The sequence below is a fragment of the Sphingomonas sp. SFZ2018-12 genome, from assembly GCF_022496715.1.
GTDB lineage: Bacteria > Pseudomonadota > Alphaproteobacteria > Sphingomonadales > Sphingomonadaceae > Sphingomonas.
Genome location: NZ_WTFM01000006.1, coordinates 33,161 through 53,205 on the forward strand (window position 1 = coordinate 33,161; position 20,045 = coordinate 53,205).

Genomic DNA, 20,045 nt, shown 5'->3' on the forward strand with positions numbered 1-20,045 from the left:
GGATCCGCGGTGGCGGAGTGATTAGCAACGGCGCAACCGCTGCCCAACCACATTGCGCCCTGATCCCGGTCGTTTGCGTGTCCGGCGTAGCAACCCCAAAACCCGCCAATCACGGCTGTTCGAGACGCCCGGCCGCAGCCTCGCGCGCCAGTTCGATGAACGCGCGGAAGGCCGCAGAAGGATTACGGCGACTGGGATAATAGACGCACAGCGGGGCCAGCGGCGGCGTCCAATCGTCCAGAATGCGAACAAGCCGCCCGGCGGCGATATCCTCGCGCACATCGGCTTCCATGAAGTAACCGATCCCTGCACCGTTGGTCACCGCGATCCGCGCCAGCGATGCTTCGTCAAGGGTGAGCGGGCCCTCGACATCGAGCTGCAGATCCTCGTCCGCTTTCGCGAAGCACCACCGGAACAGCGCGCGGTTGGGCAGGCGGATGCGAAGGCAAGGGTAAGCGAGAAGCTCCTGCGGCACCTGCGGCACGGCTCGCCCCTCGAAAAATCCGGGCGCGGCGACCACAGCCATGCGCCGCGCTGGCCCGAGGGGAATGGCGATCGCATCGCTGGGTACCAGATCGGCGCTCCGCACGCCCAGATCGAAACCCGCCGCCACCACGTCGACGAGCCGCCCTTCGGTCACGATGTCGATATGGACCCGCGGATAGCGCTGCAGATAGGCCAGCACCAGCGGCGCCATGATCTCGCGCGCTGCCGTCGCGAACGCGTTGATGCGCAGCGTTCCGGACGGCGTCTCCTGCTGCGAACGCGCCGTGTTCATGGCCTTCTGAATGCTTTCGAGCGCCGGCCTGATCTGCGCCACGAAGATCCGCCCCGCATGGGTCAGCGAGACGCTGCGCGTGGTGCGGTTGAACAGGCGGACGGAAAGCTCTCGCTCCAGCTTGCCAACGGCATTGCTGATTGCGGTCGTCGATAAGCCGAGCTCGACCGCCGCCGCACGGAACGAGCCACAGCGAACAATGGCCAGGACCGCCTCAAGCTCGATTAATGAATGGCGGCTCATTATCCCGATTTTCGTGATACGCTATGCCAATTTGTCTCGATTATCGCCGGCAATGTCCATCGCTAAATCACCCTCGTCACCATCGAGGAGATTATGATGTCCATCGAACTACCCAGACCCATCGCTGATTTCGTCGAGGCTAATGCTCGTCTCGATCTCAACGGCATGATGAAGCCTTTCCGGCGCGACGCCTTGTTCATCGACAACGGCAAGCGCTTCGAGGGCGAGGCGGCGATCCGCGAGCTGTTCGAGCAGGAAGTCATTCCGGTGAAGGCGATCTTCGTGCCCGACGCCGTTCGGGAGGAAGAGGGCGATATCGTCGTCGAAGGACCCGCACATGGCGACTTTCCGGGCAGCCCGCTTCGTTTCACCTATCGTTTCACCCTGGCGGACGGCGCTATCGAGACGCTGGAGACCAAGGTGTGACCATCGCATCGAACCCGACAGAGTTCGCCGGCAGCGGGTCGCGGCCCCTACCGACGAGCGGGCGCTGGGCGTGTCGCACTCGATCATCTCGGCACGGTCAAAACCTGCGGAAGATATCGAAACGCGCTGCCGCAAGCAGCGCTCCTTAGGTTGGAATTTTCGCAAGATTTCTTCGGTTAGGGTATTGGAGGTGGCGTCATTTCCTCCCCTACCCGTCGGCGTCCCGGCGTCGCTCTGGTTCTTCGTGGTCACCGTTGGCGTCTAATTGCTGCAGTGGTTCCCGCTCCCAGGCATCTTCCTGATGATCCTGGCGGCACCGTTCTGGTCGGCGGTGCTCATCAACCTCGGCATGGCGGGCATCGCGATCGAGGTTCTGTCCGGCAAAGCGCGGCCGGTCTGGCTGCTGTTCCCGGCGCTCTATCTGAGCGGCTGTTATACCTTTTACGCCCGGGAGCGGCGAACAGCAGCGGCTCTGGTCGCGGAGACCGGGGCGCTCAATGCGGCGCAGCGTCTGCCCTTTGCAGTCGGTTCGCAGGACTTGTTGGTGATCGACAACGCGGAGGGGGGGACGCCAGGCAAGTTCGTATCTTCTCAGCTACACGCTTGATCGCGTCTTCGGTGGAAACGGGCGCGTGACGATGCTCGCCAATGCCGAGGCGGCCAGCGTCACCTCCGGATAGGCATCGAAGGTCAACCGTTTCACTTTGCCAGAATGCCGATATTTCAGCCGCCAGAGCTTACCCCCAGCTTGTTCTGGCGTCCCCCCAATTATACCCCAAGCAACTTGCGACCGGGGCTGAACAACGGTGGACGGGCACGGCCTGTGCGCCATCAAAAACCCCAGATTTCCGGGGATTGTCCAGCTTGGGCGAACAGCGCCGAACAGGAAAATGGAGCGGGTGAAGGGAATCGAACCCTCGTCGTAAGCTTGGGAAGCTTCTGCTCTACCATTGAGCTACACCCGCGCGCGGCGTCGCCATGCCACGTGCGCGGCCGCGCGGTCAACCGTCCGTGCGCGACGGATGCGGGTGCTGCGCCGGGCTAGCGCGCCGTTCCGGCTTCGGCGCGGGCGGGCGCGAGAAGCACCGCATTGGCGAGCAGCAGGTCGAGCCCGCCCAGATAGCCGCGCGTCGTCGGGCTTTGGGTAAAGGCGATGATCAGGCCGTCACCGCGCGGCTGGCTGATGACGAACGGCTTGAAGGCGAGCTGCAGCCGGTTCTCGTCCCACAGATAGCCGCTGGCGACCAGCTTGTCGGCGGCGGCAAAGCTGAACACGTTGGTGCCGTCGGCGGCGTTCACCGGCTTGAAGATCTCGGTCCCGGTGACGAGCACCGCGGCGTCGCGATAGCCCGATGCCAGCCAGTGCTCGGGATTGGCCTCGACCGTGACCAGCGCGCCGGGCACCTCGTCGGGCGCGGCATTGGGGTCGGCGATGGCCTTCTCATATTCGCCCCGGTCGGCGATCCGCGATCCCGCCTTGGGGTCCTTCGGCTTGTCCTTGCCGTCGTCGGGGCGCCAGCTGTTTTCGGTGACGGTCGACAGGAGCTTGAGCCCGTCGCCCGCCAGCGCCTCGCTCGCCGAACCCAGCGCCACCACCACGCCGCCGCGATCGACAAAGCCCTTGATCGCCTCCGTCCCGCGGCTGCCGAGCAGCGCGGCGAACCGCCCGCTCGTTTCGGGCAGCACGATCACGTCATAATCCGACAGCCGCGCCGCGCCCAGATTGCGCACCCGGATCGGCGCGACGGCCAGCCCCAGCTTGCGCTCCAGCGTCCAGCGCGCCGATCCCGCGCCGCTCGGGCTGGTGCCGTCGTCCCACGCCATCGCGATCCGCGGCAGCTTGAGCGCGGCGAACGACCGGCTGCCGAAATTGGGGCCGTCCTCGACCCAGCTGTCGGCGAGCGTCACCACCTCCGCGCCGTGCCGGGCCGCCAGTGCCTGGAGCCGCGCGGCGAGATCGGCGGGGTTGCCCGCGGCGGGAAAGATCACCGTGCCCTTGCCATATGCGCGGCCCGCAACGGTGAAGGACTGGTCGGTGCTCGCGCCCTTCAACCCCTCGGCCAGCGCGGCGATGACGAAGCGCGCTTGCCCGGCGTCGCTCCACGGCACCGCATAGCCGAACCCGCTGCCGATCGTCGCGAGCGCGGGCGGGGGGGCGTCGGGATCGACCGGCGTCGCGCCCGCCAGGTCGACGCCGCGGCACGACGTGATCGCCACCCCCTCCATCAGTGGCAATGCCCAGGCGGTGACGTCGTAGAGCATGTGCTCAAGCCCCGCCTTGCGCCGTTCCTCCTGCCGCGCGACGAAATCGGCGGGCAGCGCGACGTTGCGGTCGAGCAGCGCGCGGGCGAGCCGCCCGGTCGGTTGCGCCTTGTCGACGACCAGCATCCCCTGGGGATAGTTGCGCCCGCACGCGGTGCCGGCGGGCAGGCGGCTGACCGCGATGCCCTGGGCGGCCAGCGTCGCCGCCAGCCGCTCGGCCTGACCGCGGCGCACCGCGCGGTCGAACACGTAATAACGGTCGCCGGCGCGCGCGCCTTCCTCCACCGCGGCGCGGCGATAGGCGGCATATTCGTTCAGCAGCCGGTCGCGATTGCCCGCCAGCGTCTCCAGCGTCGCGAGCGCGGCGACGAAGTTGTTGAACACCCCGTCGCGATAGCTGAGCAATTCGCCGTTGCGTCGTTCGAACACCAGCCCGCGCGGCGACCCTTGTTCAAAGGTGGTGGCGATCGACCCGTTGAGCGTCGGCCACATGTCGCCATAGCCGGGGTAAAAGGCGTCATAGACCTCGCGCGTGAAATAGGGGATGCCCAGCCGGTCGAACCACGCGCCGCGATTGCGCCCGAACAGCTCCTGGGTCCGGCGCTGGCTCTGCGCGATCAGCGGATTGTAGGGGTCGGCCGCGGGCGCGAAATAATAGGTGCTGTCGCCGCCCATCTCGTGCGAATCGACGAAGACCACCGGGTTCCATTCGCGAAATGCCGCGACGCGCCCGCGCGTTTCCGGCTGGGTCGCCGAAAACCAGTCGCGGTTCATGTCGAACAGATAATGGTTGAACCTGCCGCCGGGCCAGGGCTGGTCGTGTTCGGCGGTATAGCGGTCGGGTTGCGGCGCCAGCCCCAGCGCTTCGGAGAAGCTGTGGACGAAGCGCGTGCGCCCGTCGGGGTTCTGCGCGGGATCGATGATGACGACGGTCTCGGCCAGGATGCGGTCGACCAGCGGATCGCCGCGCGCGGCGAGCAGGTGATAGGCCAGCGCCAGCGCGCTGTCGGGGGGCGTGATCTCGTCGCCGTGGATGCCGAAGCCGAGCCAGGCGACCGCCGGCGTGCGGTCGATCAGCGCACGCGTCTCGGCGGGGCTCAGCGCCGCGCCCGCGCTCAGCCGCGCGACGTCCTGCTTGACCGCGTCCAGCCGCGCGATCGTCGCCGGGGCGGCGATGACGGCATAGATCAGCGGCCGGCCCTGCCAGGAACGGGCATAGCGCACGATCCGCACCCGCTCGGGCGCGGCCTTTTCCAGCGCCTCCAGATAGCGGACGATGTCCTCGGGCCGGGTGATCGCCGCGCCGGTCGCGTGGCCGACCACCTGCTCCAGCGTCGGCACCGCGGGGTCATAGGCGATGTCGAGCAGCCCCTGCGCCCGCGCCGGCCCAGCCAGGCCCGCCGCGGTGATCGCCAGCATGAGCGCCACGCCCGCGCGCGCAAGCCGCGCCAGCGCCCAATTGCCCGTTCGCATCGATATCCCCCGTCTGAACCCGGTTCCGTGTCCGCGCAAACCTAGCCTGCGCGCGGGGGGTGGCAAGGGGCTAAGCCGCTCGGCTCGCGACCCCGATGGCCAAAAGCCCCGTCACCCTGGCCGCGAGCCGGAGTCCGCCGTGCCGCCGGGTCGGACCCGCGACAGGGTGGCGCGGACCGCCGCCAGGATCCCACATTTGCGCGTGCGGACGGGTGGACCCCGGAACAGGTCCGGGATGACGGCCCCGTGTGGGCGGTTCGGGGCTCTCGCAACCAAAAGCCCCGTCACCCCGGCCTCGTGCCGGGGTCCACCGTGCCGCCGGGCCGGGCCTGCGACAAGGTGGCGCATGCCGCCGCCACGATCCCACATTTGCGCGTGCCGTGGGGTGGGGCGGTGAAAGGTGCGGGGTGGCCGGCCAAATCGAGCGCCGCCAATCCCCGCCCCGCAACTCAGGCCGCGATGCCCTCCAGCGCCTCGCTCGCCGCCAGCCACGCCGCCTCGGCGGCTTCGATCTGCGCCTCCACGTCGGCGCGGCGCTTCATCAGTTCGGTCATGGTCAGCTTGGCAAGCTCGGGCGCGGCGGTCGACGGATCGAACATCGCGCGGTCGATCGCGCCCCGCCGTTCGGTCAGCCGGGCCAGCTCGGCCTCCGCCTCGCGCGCGCGCTTCTTCAGCGCATTGCCCTGTTCGCGCGCTTCGGCGGCGGCGCGGCGGGCTTCCTTGCGGTCGAGCTTCGATCCGCCGCGCGCGGTGCCTGCGCCGTCCTTGTCCAGTACGAAGGCGATGTAATCGTCGATCGAACCGTCGAATTCGCGCGCGGTGCCGCCGTCGACGAGCACCAGCCGATCCGCGGTCATCTCCAGCATGTGGCGGTCGTGGCTGACGATCACCATCGCGCCGTCATAGGCGGCAAGCGCCTGGATCAGCGCCTCGCGCGCGTCGACGTCCAGGTGGTTGGTCGGCTCGTCGAGGATCAACAGGTGCGGCGCATCCCGCGTGATCAGCGCCAGCGCCAGCCGCGCGCGCTCGCCGCCCGACAGCCGGCCGACCTCGGTCGTGGCCTTCTGTCCGGCAAAGCCGAAGCGGCCCAGCTGCGCGCGCACCGCGCCCTGGCTCGCCCCAGGCATCGCCACCGTCATGTGTTGGAGCGGGGTCTCGCTGCGGTCGAGCTCCTCGACCTGATATTGGGTGAAGTAGCCGACCTTCATCTTGCCGCTGGCGTTCATCGCCCCGTCCATCGGCGCGAGCTGTGCGGCGAGCAGGCGCGCGAGCGTCGTCTTGCCGTTGCCGTTGCGGCCCAACAACGCGATGCGGTCATCGGGGTCGATGCGCAGGTTCAGCCGCTGCAGGATCGGCGTCGCGCCATAGCCGACCGTCGCGGTGTCGAGCGTGATCAGCGGCGGGCGCAGTTCGTCGGGGCTGGGAAAGTCGAAACTGAGCGAGGGGTCGTCGACCAGCTCGGCGATCGGCTGCATCCGCGCCAGCGCCTTGGCACGCGACTGTGCCTGTTTCGCGGTCGACGCGCGTGCCGAATTGCGGGCGATATAGTCCTGCAGCTTCTCGCGCTCGGCCTGCTGCTTGGCGCGCGCCGACGCGATCTGCGCCTGGCGTTCGGCGCGCTGGCGCTCGAACGCGTCATAACCGCCGGGATAGAGCGTCAGCTTGCCGCGCTCCAGATGCAGAATGTGATCGACGACATTGTTCAGGAAATCGCGCTCGTGGCTGATCAGCAGGATCGTCGCCGGATAGGATTTCAGGAAGGATTCGAGCCACATCACCGCCTCCAGGTCGAGGTGGTTGGACGGTTCGTCGAGCAGCAGCAGGTCGGGCGCGGAAAACAGCAGCGCGGCGAGCGCGACGCGCATCCGCCAGCCGCCCGAAAAGCTTTCCAGCGGCCGGTTCTGCGCGTCCTCGTCGAACCCCAGCCCGACCAGGATGCGGGCGGCGCGCGCGGGGGCGGAATGCGCGTCGATCGCGTTCAGCCGTTCGTGGATCTCGCCCAGCCGGTCGATGCTGTCGGGATGCTCGGCCTCCTCGAGCAGCGCCGCGCGCTCGGTATCGGCGGCCAGTACGGTGTCGATCGGGGTCGCGTCGCCGCCGGGCGCTTCCTGCGCGATATAGCCGATGCGGCTGCCGCGCGGGCGATCGACGCTGCCGGTATCGGGCTCCAGCATCCCGGCGATGACCCGCACCAGCGTCGTCTTGCCCGCGCCGTTGCGCCCGATCAGGCCGATTCGCCGCCCCGGCGGCAGACTCGCGCTCGCGCGGTCCAGGATGGTGCGTCCGCCCAGGCGTACGGTGATGTCGGTCAGGTTCAGCATGTCCGCGCGCCATAGCCCGGCCCGGCCCGGTTTAGCCACCCCGCGCGTAAGTGCCGGTCCCCGCCCGGCATGACGGATTTACATGCAACACCACCCCGGCACCCCGGGCCTGACCCGGGGTCCATGTGCAACGGTGATGACGTATCCTGCATCTGCGCCGGGCGGCACCCGCGCCATGATCGCGAAAGCGCCGGCCGCCCGCGACCTTCAACCTTCCAATGCCGCCGGGATCGGCTAAACGATCGCCAACACCAGAACCGAGGATGAGAGATGTCGAGCTTTGACTTCGCGCTGGGCGAAACCGCGGACATGATCCGCGACACGACGCAGCGTTTTGCAACCGACCGTATCGCGCCGCTCGCGCAGCGCATCGACGCGGAGGACTGGTTTCCCCGCGATCTTTGGCCCGAAATGGGCGCGCTCGGCCTGCACGGCATCACCGTGGCGGAGGCGGATGGCGGGCTCGGCCTCGGCTATCTCGAACATGTCATCGCGTGCGAGGAAGTCAGCCGCGCATCGGCTTCGGTGGGCTTGAGCTACGGCGCGCATTCCAACCTGTGCATCAACCAGATCGCGCGCTGGGCGAACCCCGAGCAGAAGGCGAAATACCTGCCCAAGCTGCTGTCGGGCGAGCATGTCGGCAGCCTGGCGATGTCGGAGGCCAGTGCCGGCTCCGACGTCGTGTCGATGAAGCTCAAGGCCGATCGCGTCCAGGGCGGCTGGGTGCTCAACGGCACCAAATTCTGGATCACCAACGCCGCCTATGCCGACACGCTGGTCGTCTATGCCAAGACCGGGGAAGGGTCGCGCGGCATCACCACCTTCCTGATCGAAAAGGACATGGCCGGCTTTGCGATCGGACAGAAGATCGACAAGCTGGGCATGCGCGGATCGCCGACCGCCGAACTGGTCTTCACCGATTGCGAAGTGCCCGACGAGAATGTGATGGGCCCCGAAAATGGCGGGGTCGGCGTGCTGATGAGCGGCCTCGACTATGAGCGCGCGGTGCTCGCCGGCATCCAGCTCGGCATCATGCAGGCGTGCCTGGACGTCGTCATCCCCTATGTGCGCGAGCGCAAGCAGTTCGGGGCACCGATCGGCAGTTTTCAGCTGATCCAGGCCAAGGTCGCCGACATGTATGTCGCGCTCAATTCGGCGCGCGCCTATGTCTACGCGGTCGCGCGCGCCTGCGACGCGGGCCGCACGACGCGCTTCGACGCCGCCGGCGCGATCCTGCTGGCCAGCGAGAATGCAGTGAAGGTCAGCCTGGAGGCGATCCAGGCGCTGGGGGGTGCCGGCTATACCCGCGACTGGCCGGTGGAACGCTACATGCGCGACGCCAAGCTGCTCGATATCGGCGCAGGCACCAACGAAATCCGCCGGATGCTGATCGGCCGCGAGCTGATCGGGGGCGGATGACCATCACCGGCCTCCTGCATCATCTCGCCTGGGCCAGCGACAGCGGGAGGAAGTCGACCGGCTCCACCGGCTGCTGGTTTCGATCGACGCCGTCATTCTCGACCCGCCGATGGACTATCCGCGCTACGGCCCGGGCTATTGCGCGCTGTTCTTTGCCGATCCCGACGGGCTGAAGCTGGAACTGGTGCATTTTGATCCGCCGGTAGCGCGTTGAGTTGCGGCGCGGCGGCGTCCGTCCGCATCCCGTCTCAGGCCGCGGCCGCGCGCGCGTCGCCCAGCAGCACGGTGACCATGTCGCCGCGGTGGCGTGCGATCAGCACCGTCAGATAGATGGCCAGGAACGGCGTGCCGAAGAAGAAGGCAAGCGCCGCCAGCCCCAGCCCGCGCGCGCCGAACCGGTTGCGCCACGCGGTCCAGATCGCCGACAGCGTCAACATGCCCAGAAAGTCGAGGTTGAACTGTCCCTGCCAATCCATCCGCGCGATCGCGGCGAAGAATTGGGGGATCAGATTCCAGCCATGCGTTGCGCCGACCCAACCGGTATAGACCAGGATCACCGCCAGCATCGCCAGCAGCAACAACCGGAACAGGGCCATCCTCGTTTCCCCAGAATGTGGCACTTGCTACATTTCTCTAGCCCGGGTCGGTACGGTACGCAATCGGCAGCGATGCGGCGGGCTTCCCATGCGAGGGCGCGCCAGCTAGTCAGCGTCAAAACGACAGGGGATGCCATGATGAGCGCGCCGGTGCTCGAAACCCGGATTGCCGCGAATGATGCGGCCTTTGCCGCCAACGCCGCGCATAATCGTGCGCTGGCGGAGAAGCTCCGCGCCGATGTCGCGCAGGCCGCGCTCGGCGGCAGCGAGAGCGCCCGCGCCAGGCATGTCGCGCGCGGCAAGCTGCTGCCCCGCGACCGGGTCGAACGGCTGCTCGATCCCGGCTCGCCCTTTCTCGAGATCGGCCAGCTCGCCGCCTTCGACCTTTATGACGGCGAAGTCCCCGGCGCGGGGCTGATCGCTGGCATCGGCCGGGTGTCGGGCCGGCAGGTGATGATCCTCGCCAACGACGCGACGGTGAAGGGCGGCACCTATTTCCCGATGACGGTGAAAAAGCATCTGCGCGCCCAGGAAATCGCGATCGAGAACCGCTTGCCGTGCATCTACCTGGTCGATTCGGGCGGCGCGAATCTGCCGCACCAGGCCGATGTTTTTCCCGACCGCGACCATTTCGGCCGCATCTTCTTCAACCAGGCGAACATGTCCGCGCGCGGCATTCCCCAGATCGCGTGCGTGATGGGCAGCTGCACCGCCGGCGGTGCGTACGTTCCCGCCATGTCGGACGAAAGCGTGATCGTGCGCAATCAGGGCACGATCTTCCTCGCCGGCCCCCCACTGGTCAAGGCCGCGACCGGCGAGGAGATCAGCGCCGAGGATCTGGGCGGCGGCGACCTGCACGGCCGCAAGTCGGGCGTGGTCGATCATGTCGCCGAGAATGACGCGCATGCGCTGACCATCGTACGCGATATCGTCAGCCACTTGGCCGGTCCCTTCGCCCGATCTCCCAACCCGTTCGCTTCGAGCGCAGTCGAGAAGCGCGTCTCGACTTCGCTCGACACGATCGGGCTTCAGACGCCAAGGCCCCCCAAATACTCTGCCGAAGACCTGTACGGCATCATCCCGACCGACGTCCGCGCGCCCTATGACGTGCACGAAGTCATCGCCCGTTTGGTCGACGCATCCGAGTTCCACGAGTTCAAGGCGCTCTACGGCCCGTCGCTGGTCTGCGGCTTTGCGCATATCTGGGGGATGCCGGTCGCGATCCTCGCCAACAACGGCGTGCTGTTCAGCGAAAGCGCGGTCAAGGGCGCGCACTTCATCCAGCTCGCCCAGCAACGCGGCGTGCCCTTGCTGTTCCTCCAGAACATCTCCGGCTTCATGGTCGGCGGCAAGTACGAGGCGGAGGGGATCGCCAAGCACGGCGCGAAGCTCGTCACCGCCGTCGCGACCGCCACGGTGCCCAAGCTGACCGTGCTGATCGGCGGCAGCTTCGGCGCGGGCAATTACGGCATGTGCGGCCGCGCCTATGGCCCGCGCTTCCTGTTCACCTGGCCCAACAGCCGGATCAGCGTGATGGGCGGGGAACAGGCCGCCAGCGTGCTGGCGACGGTTCACCGCGACGCGGACCAATGGTCGCCGGAGGAGGCCGAAGCCTTCAAGGCCCCGATCCGCCAGCGTTATGAGGACGAGGGCAATCCCTGGCACGCGACCAGCCGGCTGTGGGACGACGGCATCATCGACCCCGTCCAGACCCGCGACGTCCTCGGCCTGGCGCTCGCCGCAACGCTGGCGGCCCCGGTGGAGGATCGCGGCTTCGGCGTGTTCCGGATGTGATGAAGACAGCGCGCCTATTCCTCCCCGAGCTTGCCTCGGGGAGGGGAACCACCCGCAGGGTGGTGGAGGGGCAATCGCGCCCGCGCCGCCGCGACAATCCCCCTCACGACCGCATCCAGGTCGCCAAGCACGTCACGCGCTACGATCCGCATCGTCAAGATCTGGGCATTCGCAAACCAGGCATCTCGATCGGCGTCCCGCGCTGGCCGCTCACCGTGATCATGCGCTTCGCCATCCACCTCGATCGCCAGCCGCGCATCGCTGCAGAAGAAATCGAGCACATAGGGCCCACTGGGATGCTGGCGGCGGAACTTGATCCCGTCCGGCCGTGTGCGCAGCGCCTGCCACAACAGCACTTCGGGCAACGACATCTCACGCCGGAATTGTCTGGCGCGTTTGGCCGCGCCTACTCCGGGCTTGGGCGCAACATTTTTAAGCATCGCAATGCCCCTCCGTCAGTGCTTCGCACTGCCACCTCCCCGAGACAAGCTCGGGGAGGATTTCCCGCCAAATTTCTCCCCGCGTCTCTCTCGATGAGGGTGAACATTCGCCCGATAGCGGAGAAGCCATCCGCGCACGCCCTCACGCCCGCAATGAAGGCCCTCCCATGATCCTTCCCATCTTTCTCCTCCTCCAGTCCACCACCGCCAGCCCACCGCTGCCGCCGGGCACCGCGCTGCCGCCGCCGGGCACCGAGGAAGCGGCGGTGATGGCCCCGATCGACCGGATGCTCGGTGCGCTCGCCACCCACGACGCGCCCACCATCCTGGCCCAGGCCGCGCGGCCCGAGGCGGCGGCGACTGGCGTCGTCATCGCCCCCGACGGCACCAGCACGACGCGCCGCCGCACCTTCGCCGAGTTCGCGGCGATGGTCGCCAAGTCGACCGACCGGGTCGAGGAGCGCCAGTTCCGCCCGGCGATCGAGATCGACGGTGACATGGCGATGGTGTGGGCGCCCTATGTCTTCACCATCGACGGCAAGCTCAATCATTGCGGCACCAACCATTACAGCCTGACCCGCGCCGAGGGCCGCTGGCGCATCGAAAGCGTAACCTGGACCCAGCGCACCACGGAATGCCCCGAACCATGATCCAGTCGCTGCTGATCGCCAATCGCGGCGAAATCGCCTGCCGCATCATCCGCACCGCACGCGCGATGGGCATCCGCACCGTCGCGGTCTATTCGGATGCCGATGCGAACGCGCTACACGTCCGCCAGGCGGACGAAGCCGTCCATATCGGCCCTTCGCCGGCGCGCGAGAGCTATCTGCGCGGCGACAGGATCATCGCCGCGGCGCAGGCGACGGGCGCGGAGGCGATCCACCCCGGCTACGGCTTCCTGTCCGAAAATGCCGAGTTCGCCGAGGCCGTGGCGGCCGCTGGCCTCATCTGGGTTGGCGCGACGCCGCGCTCGATCCGCGCGATGGGGCTGAAGGATGCGGCCAAGCGGTTGATGGCGGACGCCGGCGTGCCGGTGACGCCGGGCTATCTGGGCGAGGATCAGTCGCCCGAAGCGCTGGCGGCCGAAGCCGACAAGATCGGCTATCCCGTGCTCATCAAGGCGGTGGCGGGCGGCGGCGGCAAGGGGATGCGCCGCGTCGACGCCAGCGCCGACTTCGCCGACGCGCTGGCAAGCTGCAAGCGCGAAGCCGCCTCCAGCTTCGGCGACGACCGCGTCATCATCGAAAAATACATCCTGTCGCCGCGCCACATCGAAGTGCAGGTGTTCGGCGACACCCATGGCAACGTCGTCCACCTGTTCGAACGCGACTGCTCGCTCCAGCGCCGCCACCAGAAGGTGATCGAGGAAGCCCCCGCGCCCGGCATGACCCCCGAAGCCCGCGAAGCGATCTGCGCCGCCGCGGTCCGCGCGGCCAAAGCGGTCGACTATGTCGGCGCGGGCACCATCGAGTTCATCGCCGACGCGAGCGAGGGCCTGCGCGCCGACCGCACCTGGTTCATGGAAATGAACACACGCCTTCAGGTCGAGCATCCGGTGACCGAGGAGATCACCGGGGTCGATCTGGTCGAGTGGCAGCTCCGCGTCGCCAGCGGCGAAAAGCTGCCGAAGCGGCAGGAGGAGCTGAGCATCAACGGCTGGGCGATCGAGGCGCGGCTCTATGCGGAGGACCCGGCCAAGGGGTTTTTGCCGAGCGTGGGGCGGTTGGACACGCTTGATCTTCCACGCCATGCGAGGATCGAAACTGGGGTGGTTGAGGGCGACGCGGTCTCGCCATTCTATGATCCGATGATTGCCAAGATTGTCGTGCATGGCGCAAGCCGCGAGAGCGCAATCACCAATCTGTCGCACGCGTGCGGCGAGGTGCTTTGCTATCCGGTGAGAACGAACGCATGGTTCTTGAAGCGGCTTTGCACCCATCATGATTTCAGCGAAGGCACAATTTCTACTGGCTTTATTGATCACCACGCGGACTTGCTGCTTGCTGCGCCAACGCCAAGTGACCCTCTGCTGCAAGAGGTGGGCGAAAGCCTATTCTTCGACGGGTGGGCTGAACCCGAAGCGTGGCGGCCAAGAACTTTAGACTTTGCACGTGGGTTGGCGGGCTTCAGGCTGAATCGTGATCGCGAGACCGGCATTGAAATTTATCTGGATGGCCAGCGTTTGCCGCGATTTTCCTATGACTTGACCCTGTATGATCGGGCTGAAAACTATGAAGTGAGCAGCGGCTCGATACTTGGTCGGTCAGATGCGGTTTTCTTCGAGGACGGTGCTGCGTTTACTTTCACGCGCTTCGCAAACGTTTTGGCCGCGGCAACCTCCGCGGGCGGTGCGATCCTCGCGCCCATGCCGGGCCGCGTCACGGCGGTTGAAGTCGCGGCCGGGGCCAGCGTCACCAAGGGCCAGCGGCTGCTCACCCTGGAAGCGATGAAGATGGAGCATTCGCTGACCGCGCCGTTCGACGGGGTGGTGGCCGAACTCAACGCCACCGCCGGCGCGCAGGTTCAGGTCGATGCGGTGCTGGTGCGGATCGAGGCGGCGGCGTGATCGTCGGCGCGTGCCATGCCAAAGCCCCGCCCCTTCAGGGGAGGGGTTGGGGTGGGGCCGTGCGTTTGGCGACCCGCCTGTCGAAAGGCTTCGCCCCCAATGCCTTTCCGGAAGGGGTGGGGCTTCAATGAGCCTCCACCTCCGCCCCGCCACCCACGCCGACCTGCCCGCGATTCTCGCCCTGCTGGCAAAGGAAACGGTGCCGGTCGGCCGCGAAACCGATCCCGCCGACCCGTGCTATGCCGCTGCGTTCGACGCGATCGATCGGGATCCGAACCAGATGCTGGTCGCCGCCGAGCTTGACGGTGCGGTCATCGGCACGCTCCAGCTCACGTTCATCCCCGGCCTGTCGTTCCGGGGGGCTTGGCGCGGGCAGATCGAGGCGGTGCGGATTGCGGAGCCGCTGCGCGGCCAGGGGCTGGGCGCGGCGATGATCGACTGGGCGGTCGATCAATGCCGCGCGCGCGGCTGCTACATGGTGCAATTGACGTCGAACCTCGCCCGGCCCGACGCGCATCGCTTTTATGAACGGCTCGGCTGGGTGAAGAGCCATGCCGGCTTCAAGCTGCGTCTGCGCGGGGATTGACGATCATGCACGTGTTCATCACCGGCGCTTCGGGTTTCGTGGGTGGGGCGGCCGCGCGCCATCTCGTCGCCGCCGGGCACCGGGTAACCGCCATGTCGCGCTCGGCCGCGTCGGATGCGAAGGTCGTGGCAATCGGGGCGACCCCCGTCCGTTGCGACCTCGAGACGATCGCGCCCGCCCATCTCGCCGGGGTCGATGCGGTGGTTCACGCCGCCGCCTTCGTCGAATCCTGGGGGCCGAAGGACGCGTGGTTCAAGGCGAATGTGCTCGGCACCCAGTCGGTGCTCGACGCCGCAAGGACCGCGAGCGTCGCGCGCTTCGTCCATATCGGCACCGAGGCCGCGATTGTGCGCGGTCAGGACGTGCACGACGCGGACGAGGACGTGCCGCTCGCCCCCGATTCCCCCTATCCCTATTGCGCGACCAAGGCGCAGGCGGAGGCGCGGGTGCGCGCCGCCAACGCGCCGGGCTTCGCGACGATCGTGCTGCGCCCGCGTCTGATCTGGGGGCCGGGCGACACGACGCTGCTGCCGACGTTGACCGAAATGGCGCGGGCGGGCAGCTGGGTGTGGGTGAATGGCGGGCGCGCTGTCACCTCGACCACCCATATCGCCAATCTGGCCCATGCGATCGAGCTTGCGCTGACTCGCGGTACGCCGGGCGCGGCCTATTTCGTGCTCGACGACGGTACGGTGACGATGCGCGAGATGTTCGGCGGGCTGGCGGGGTCGGCGGGGCTGACCCTGCCCGACAAGTCGATCCCGCGCTGGCTTGCTGACCTGCTCGGCGGGGCGAGCGAGGGCGTGTGGCGTGCGTTCGGACTGAGGGGCGAACCGCCGCTCACCCGCCACGCCGCCATGGTGATGTCGCGCGACTGCACGCTCGACGATGCGCGTGCGCGGCGCGAGCTCGGCTATATGCCGGTGGTCGACCGCGCCGCCGGCATGGCGGCGTTGCGCGCGGGCTGAACGGGAAAGGAAGAGCGTCTTGGCGGGCAGATATTTCGACGAATGGCGGGTCGGCGACCGGATCGTCCACGACATCCGCCGCACCGTGACGGAGACCGACAACCTCCTGTTCTCGACCATGACGCACAATCCCCAGCCGCTCCACCTGGATGTCGAGGCGGCAAAGGCGAGCGAGTTCGGCCGGATCCTCGTCAACGGCACCTTCACCTTCGCGCTGATGGTCGGGCTGTCGGTCGGCGACACGACGCTCGGCACGCTCGTCGCCAATCTGGGCTATGACAAGCTGGTCATGCCGCACCCGGTGTTCATCGGCGACACGATGCGCGCCGAGACCGAAGTGACCGAGCTGCGCGACAGCCGCTCGCGTCCCGACGCGGGCATCGTCACCTTTACCCATGTCTTGGTGAACCAGCGTGACCAGATCGTCTGCCAATGCCTGCGCACCGCGCTGCTCAAACGCAAGCCGGGCTGAGCGTCATCAACTGCAATCGATTGTTGTCGTCGGCGAGCGAGCAGGATAGGGTAGACGATACGGCGCACGAGCGTGCGGGGCCTTGAGCGGGGCAGGAGCCAGTGTCGATGAACCAAGCCATTGCCAAACCGCGACTTTCGGTGCCCCGGGTGCTCGAGATGAATCTCGGTTTTCTGGGGCTCCAGTTCAGCTTCGGGCTCCAGCAGGGCAATATGGCGCCGATCTACAGCTATCTCGGCGCGGAGGAGGCGTCGCTGCCGCTCCTGCTGCTCGCCGGCCCGGTCACGGGGTTGCTGGTCCAGCCGGTCATCGGCGCGATGAGCGATCGCACCGCATCAAAATGGGGCCGACGCACCCCCTATTTTCTGATCGGCGCGGTGATCTGCTCGCTCGGGCTGTTCTTCATGCCGTTGAGCGCATCCCTGCTGATGGCGGTGTCGCTGCTGTGGATCCTCGATGCCGGCAACAATATCACCATGGAGCCCTATCGCGCCTATGTCTCTGATCGTCTCGATCAGAGCCAACACCAAATCGGTTTCCTGACTCAGGCAGCCTTTACCGGTCTGGCACAAATGCTGGCGTATCTGACGCCGTCGTTGCTGGTCTGGGCGGGGATGGATCAGAACTGGGTCGACAGCCACAACATTCCGTACACCGCGCGTGCCGCGTTCATGATCGGATCGGTGCTGGCGCTCGTGACCATCCTGTGGTCGGTTTGGCGCGTCCCCGAACTGCCGCTGACCGAAGCCGAGCGCGCGCGGATCCAGGCGCAGCCAGGCGGAGTCGCGGCAACGCTTGCCGAAATCGTCGATGCGATCCGCGACATGCCGGTCGCGATGCGCAAGCTCGCGATCATGAGCCTGTGCCAATGGTATGCGATGGCGGCCTATTGGTACTATGTCATCTACGCGATCGCGCGGTCGGTCTATGGCACCGCCGACGCGACGTCCGACGGCTTCCGCAGCGCGGTCCTGACCAACGGCGAAGTGGCGGCGTTCTACAATTTCGTCGCCTTCGTCGCCGCCTTTGCGATGGTGCCGCTGTCGCGGCGCTTCGGGGCGGGGGTCATGCACGCGCTTTGCCTGACCGCGGCGGGGGCGGCGATGCTCACCCTGCCGCACATCACGCAAAAGGCGATGCTGTTTCTGCCTGCGATCGGCATCGGGCTCGGCTGGGGCAGCATCATGGGCAACCCCTACATCATCCTGGCGGGATCGATCCCGCCGGAGCGTACCGGCGTTTATATGGGTATCTTCAACATGATGATCGTCATCCCGATGATGCTGTTCTCGCTCACCGTGCCGTTCCTCTACGGTCCGGTGCTGGGCGGCGATCCGCGCAACGTCCTCATGCTCGGCGGGGTGCTGATGCTGGGCGGCGCGTTCGCGGTGCTGTGGGTGCGTGAAGGGCGCGCGGGCTATGTCGCGCCCCTGGTGCAGACGGTCTGAGCCGCGCGTCCGTGCCGTCGCCGCTGGAACGCACCATGCCGCCTGTCATCCCGACCACGCCCTGGACCGTCGATCATGTCCGTCGGATCGCGACGCAATCGGGTGCCGACCTGCCCCTGATCGGCGCGGCCGATGTGCAGCCGATGATCCCCGGCATGGACCTGTGGGACATGTGGCAGCTCCAGCATAGCGACGGGCGGCTGGTGGTCCGCGACGGACGCAGCCTGTGGTTTTTCCTGGCCGCGCCGCGCATGGCCGATCCGGGGGCGCGCCACGATCATGCCCGCATTCGCGCGCTCAGCCACGGACCCGACGGCTGGCGCGACCTGGGCAACGCGTTGCCCGACGGCTTCTCCCCGGGCAGCCGCGAATGGTCGGGCTTCGCCGTGCTCGACGACGCGGGCGGCATGATCACGCTCTATTTCACCGCCGCCGGTCATCGCGCCGGGGGCCCGCGCTTCGCACAGCGGCTGTTCGAGACGCGTCGCCGGCTCCACGACGATACCGGTGAGGCGATGATCGACAACTGGACCCCGCCGGTGGAAAGCATCCGTCCTGACGGCGTGCATTATGTCGCGGCGGTCCAGGACGAGGCGGAGGCGGGCGGCATCAAGGGCTTTCGCGACCCCGCATGGTTCCGCGATCCCGCTGACAGCCGGGAATATCTGTTGTTCACGGGTTCCGCGTCACCCGACCCGGCGGCGTTCGATGGCGTGATCGGCATTGCGGCGCGCGATGCGGGTGCCTGGCGGCTGCTTCCCCCGATCGTCGATGCCACCGGCGTCAACCGCGAGCTCGAACGTCCGCACATCGTGATGGCGGGGGGGCGCTATTATCTGTTCTGGTCGACCTGGGCGCATCGTTTCGCGCCGGGCGTGCCGGGGCGGACGGGCCTGTATGCAATGGTCGCCGACCGCATGGCCGGACCGTGGCGGCCGGTCAATGGCAGCGGGCTGGTCGCCGCCAACCCGGTGGCCGAGCCCTTTCAGACCTATTGCTGGTGGGTGACCGCCGAACATCGCGTGATCAGCTTCATCGACCTGTGGGGCCTGGCGGGGCGCGATCCCGACGCGCCAGGCGTGGCGCGCGCGCAGTTCGGCGGCACCGCCGCGCCCTGGTTCGCGCTGGCGTTCGACGGCGACCGTGTGACGATCGCCTGAATGCGATCAGGTCGAATCGCGCGGGATCAGCAGCGGCTGCATCTGGACGGCGGCGGTTTCCTGCCCCCCCATCCGCGCGAACAGCGCGCGCACCATCAACTGGGCACCTTCGCGGATATCCTGGCGGATCGTCGACAGCCGCGGCACCGTCTGGCCGGTGATGGGCAGGTCGTCATAGCCGATCAGGCGGACATCGTCGGGCACGCGCACACCATGGTCGGCGAGCACGCGCAACGTCGCCATCGCGATCATGTCGGTCGCGGCGAACAGGCCGTCATAGCCGCCCGTGATGTCGCCCAGGTGCGTCTGAAGGTCGCGTTCCTGGAACTCGACCGCCAGATGGGTGGCGAACAGCGTCGGTTCGGCCAGTCCGGCGGCGGCGGCTGCGTCGCACAATCCCTCGAAGCGCAACCGGAACTCGGGGGCCTCGACGTCGCCCAGAAAGGCCAGCCGCCGCGCCCCGCGGGCGATCAGATGCTGACCCGCGATCCAGCCGCCGTGACGATTGTCGGTGCCGATCGAACAATGCACCTGGCCATCGAGATGCGAGCCCCATGCGACGAGCGGGCGATAGCGTCCGGCGACGCGTTCGATCACGGCAAACTGGTTGGACTGGCCGATCAGGATGACGCCGTCGAGCATCCCCGAATCGACGATGCGGTCGAGCCAGTCGTCGCCGTCCGGGATGACGCGCGAGAGGACCAGGTCATAACCCTTTTCGGTCAGTTCGTCCGCCAGCGCACCGATCATCGTCATGAAGAACGGGTCGGACAGGTGCTGGCGCCGTTCATGGCCAAGCGGGATGACGACGCCGATCATCCGCGTGCTCTGCGTGCGCAGGCGGCGCGCCATCTGGTTGGGACGGAATTCATGCTCGCGTGCCAGTGCCTGGATGCGCTCACGGGTTTCGGGGTTGACCAGCGACTTGTTGGCCAGCGCGCGCGACACGGTTCCGGCGGACACCCCGGCCAGCTTGGCAAGATCGGCGATGTTGCGCACCCGCGTGGTCATGACCCCTTTGACCCGTTTGCGGACGAACGATCAAGGGCCGGTGCGCGATCGTCGCTTGAACGCGTACCGGCGGCGTTGCTAG

The 20,045-nt window shown here is 67.5% G+C and carries 17 protein-coding genes and 1 tRNA gene; 11 read left to right on the top strand and 7 right to left on the bottom strand.

Annotated elements, in window-relative coordinates; translation table 11 throughout:
- Nucleotides 1-109: 109 nt before the first annotated feature.
- Nucleotides 110-1,021 carry a LysR family transcriptional regulator gene (locus GO308_RS16300; RefSeq protein WP_240886199.1) on the bottom strand — a complete coding sequence of 304 codons (912 nt, stop codon included), beginning with the start codon at nucleotides 1,019-1,021 and terminating at the stop codon, nucleotides 110-112.
- 96 nt (nucleotides 1,022-1,117) lie between these two features.
- On the opposite strand from GO308_RS16300, the gene GO308_RS16305 reads away from it, so the two are divergent.
- Nucleotides 1,118-1,447, top strand: a complete 330-nt coding sequence (locus GO308_RS16305) for a nuclear transport factor 2 family protein (protein ID WP_240886200.1) — start codon at nucleotides 1,118-1,120, stop codon at nucleotides 1,445-1,447.
- Between the two features lie 301 nt (nucleotides 1,448-1,748).
- On the top strand, nucleotides 1,749-2,054 hold the full coding sequence (locus GO308_RS16310; RefSeq protein ID WP_066481356.1) for a hypothetical protein: 306 nt from the start codon (nucleotides 1,749-1,751) through the stop codon (nucleotides 2,052-2,054).
- 284 nt (nucleotides 2,055-2,338) lie between these two features.
- On the opposite strand, the gene GO308_RS16315 is transcribed toward GO308_RS16310, so the two are convergent.
- From GO308_RS16315 to GO308_RS16325, 3 genes are all read right to left on the bottom strand, one after another.
- A tRNA-Gly gene (locus tag GO308_RS16315) sits at nucleotides 2,339-2,412 on the bottom strand.
- A gap of 76 nt (nucleotides 2,413-2,488) precedes the next feature.
- Nucleotides 2,489-5,182: a M14 family zinc carboxypeptidase gene (locus tag GO308_RS16320; protein ID WP_240886201.1), complete on the bottom strand. Its 2,694-nt coding sequence runs from the start codon at nucleotides 5,180-5,182 to the stop codon at nucleotides 2,489-2,491.
- A gap of 449 nt (nucleotides 5,183-5,631) precedes the next feature.
- On the bottom strand, nucleotides 5,632-7,503 hold the full coding sequence (locus GO308_RS16325) for an ABC-F family ATP-binding cassette domain-containing protein (protein WP_240886202.1): 1,872 nt from the start codon (nucleotides 7,501-7,503) through the stop codon (nucleotides 5,632-5,634).
- 270 nt (nucleotides 7,504-7,773) lie between these two features.
- On the opposite strand from GO308_RS16325, the gene GO308_RS16330 reads away from it, so the two are divergent.
- A complete protein-coding gene (locus GO308_RS16330; RefSeq protein ID WP_240886203.1) occupies nucleotides 7,774-8,922 on the top strand; it encodes an isovaleryl-CoA dehydrogenase in 1,149 nt (382 codons plus the stop codon).
- 248 nt (nucleotides 8,923-9,170) lie between these two features.
- Here the strand turns inward: GO308_RS16330 and GO308_RS16335 are convergent, their stop codons facing one another.
- Nucleotides 9,171-9,518, bottom strand: coding sequence for a hypothetical protein (locus tag GO308_RS16335; RefSeq protein WP_066545833.1), 348 nt, complete (start codon nucleotides 9,516-9,518; stop codon nucleotides 9,171-9,173).
- A 138-nt stretch (nucleotides 9,519-9,656) separates the two neighbouring features.
- On the opposite strand from GO308_RS16335, the gene GO308_RS16340 reads away from it, so the two are divergent.
- Nucleotides 9,657-11,312 (top strand): carboxyl transferase domain-containing protein, encoded by a 1,656-nt coding sequence (locus GO308_RS16340; RefSeq protein WP_240886204.1) that lies wholly within the window; start codon nucleotides 9,657-9,659, stop codon nucleotides 11,310-11,312.
- Nucleotides 11,313-11,326: 14 nt separating this feature from the next.
- Here GO308_RS16340 and GO308_RS16345 read toward each other — a convergent pair whose 3' ends face one another.
- Complete coding sequence (locus GO308_RS16345) at nucleotides 11,327-11,752, bottom strand: DUF559 domain-containing protein (protein WP_066672327.1); 426 nt, start codon at nucleotides 11,750-11,752, stop codon at nucleotides 11,327-11,329.
- Between the two features lie 167 nt (nucleotides 11,753-11,919).
- On the opposite strand from GO308_RS16345, the gene GO308_RS16350 reads away from it, so the two are divergent.
- The 7 genes from GO308_RS16350 to GO308_RS16380 all read left to right on the top strand — a co-directional run bounded on the left by GO308_RS16350 (nucleotide 11,920) and on the right by GO308_RS16380 (nucleotide 18,952).
- Nucleotides 11,920-12,402: a nuclear transport factor 2 family protein gene (locus GO308_RS16350; protein WP_240886206.1), complete on the top strand. Its 483-nt coding sequence runs from the start codon at nucleotides 11,920-11,922 to the stop codon at nucleotides 12,400-12,402.
- On the top strand, nucleotides 12,399-14,318 hold the full coding sequence (locus tag GO308_RS16355) for a biotin carboxylase N-terminal domain-containing protein (RefSeq protein WP_240886207.1): 1,920 nt from the start codon (nucleotides 12,399-12,401) through the stop codon (nucleotides 14,316-14,318). The genes GO308_RS16350 and GO308_RS16355 overlap by 4 nt, the downstream gene beginning before the upstream one ends.
- Before the next feature lie 127 nt (nucleotides 14,319-14,445).
- Nucleotides 14,446-14,904 (top strand): GNAT family N-acetyltransferase, encoded by a 459-nt coding sequence (locus GO308_RS16360; protein WP_240886208.1) that lies wholly within the window; start codon nucleotides 14,446-14,448, stop codon nucleotides 14,902-14,904.
- Between the two features lie 5 nt (nucleotides 14,905-14,909).
- Entirely contained in the window at nucleotides 14,910-15,872 is a 963-nt protein-coding gene (locus GO308_RS16365) for an NAD-dependent epimerase/dehydratase family protein (protein ID WP_240886209.1), read from the top strand.
- 19 nt (nucleotides 15,873-15,891) lie between these two features.
- Entirely contained in the window at nucleotides 15,892-16,344 is a 453-nt protein-coding gene (locus GO308_RS16370) for a MaoC family dehydratase (protein ID WP_066481388.1), read from the top strand.
- A gap of 107 nt (nucleotides 16,345-16,451) precedes the next feature.
- On the top strand, nucleotides 16,452-17,792 hold the full coding sequence (locus GO308_RS16375; RefSeq protein WP_240886210.1) for an MFS transporter: 1,341 nt from the start codon (nucleotides 16,452-16,454) through the stop codon (nucleotides 17,790-17,792).
- 35 nt (nucleotides 17,793-17,827) lie between these two features.
- Nucleotides 17,828-18,952, top strand: a complete 1,125-nt coding sequence (locus tag GO308_RS16380) for a glycoside hydrolase family 68 protein (RefSeq protein ID WP_240886211.1) — start codon at nucleotides 17,828-17,830, stop codon at nucleotides 18,950-18,952.
- Nucleotides 18,953-18,958: 6 nt separating this feature from the next.
- On the opposite strand, the gene GO308_RS16385 is transcribed toward GO308_RS16380, so the two are convergent.
- Entirely contained in the window at nucleotides 18,959-19,963 is a 1,005-nt protein-coding gene (locus GO308_RS16385; RefSeq protein ID WP_066481395.1) for a LacI family DNA-binding transcriptional regulator, read from the bottom strand.
- Nucleotides 19,964-20,045 lie beyond the last annotated feature (82 nt).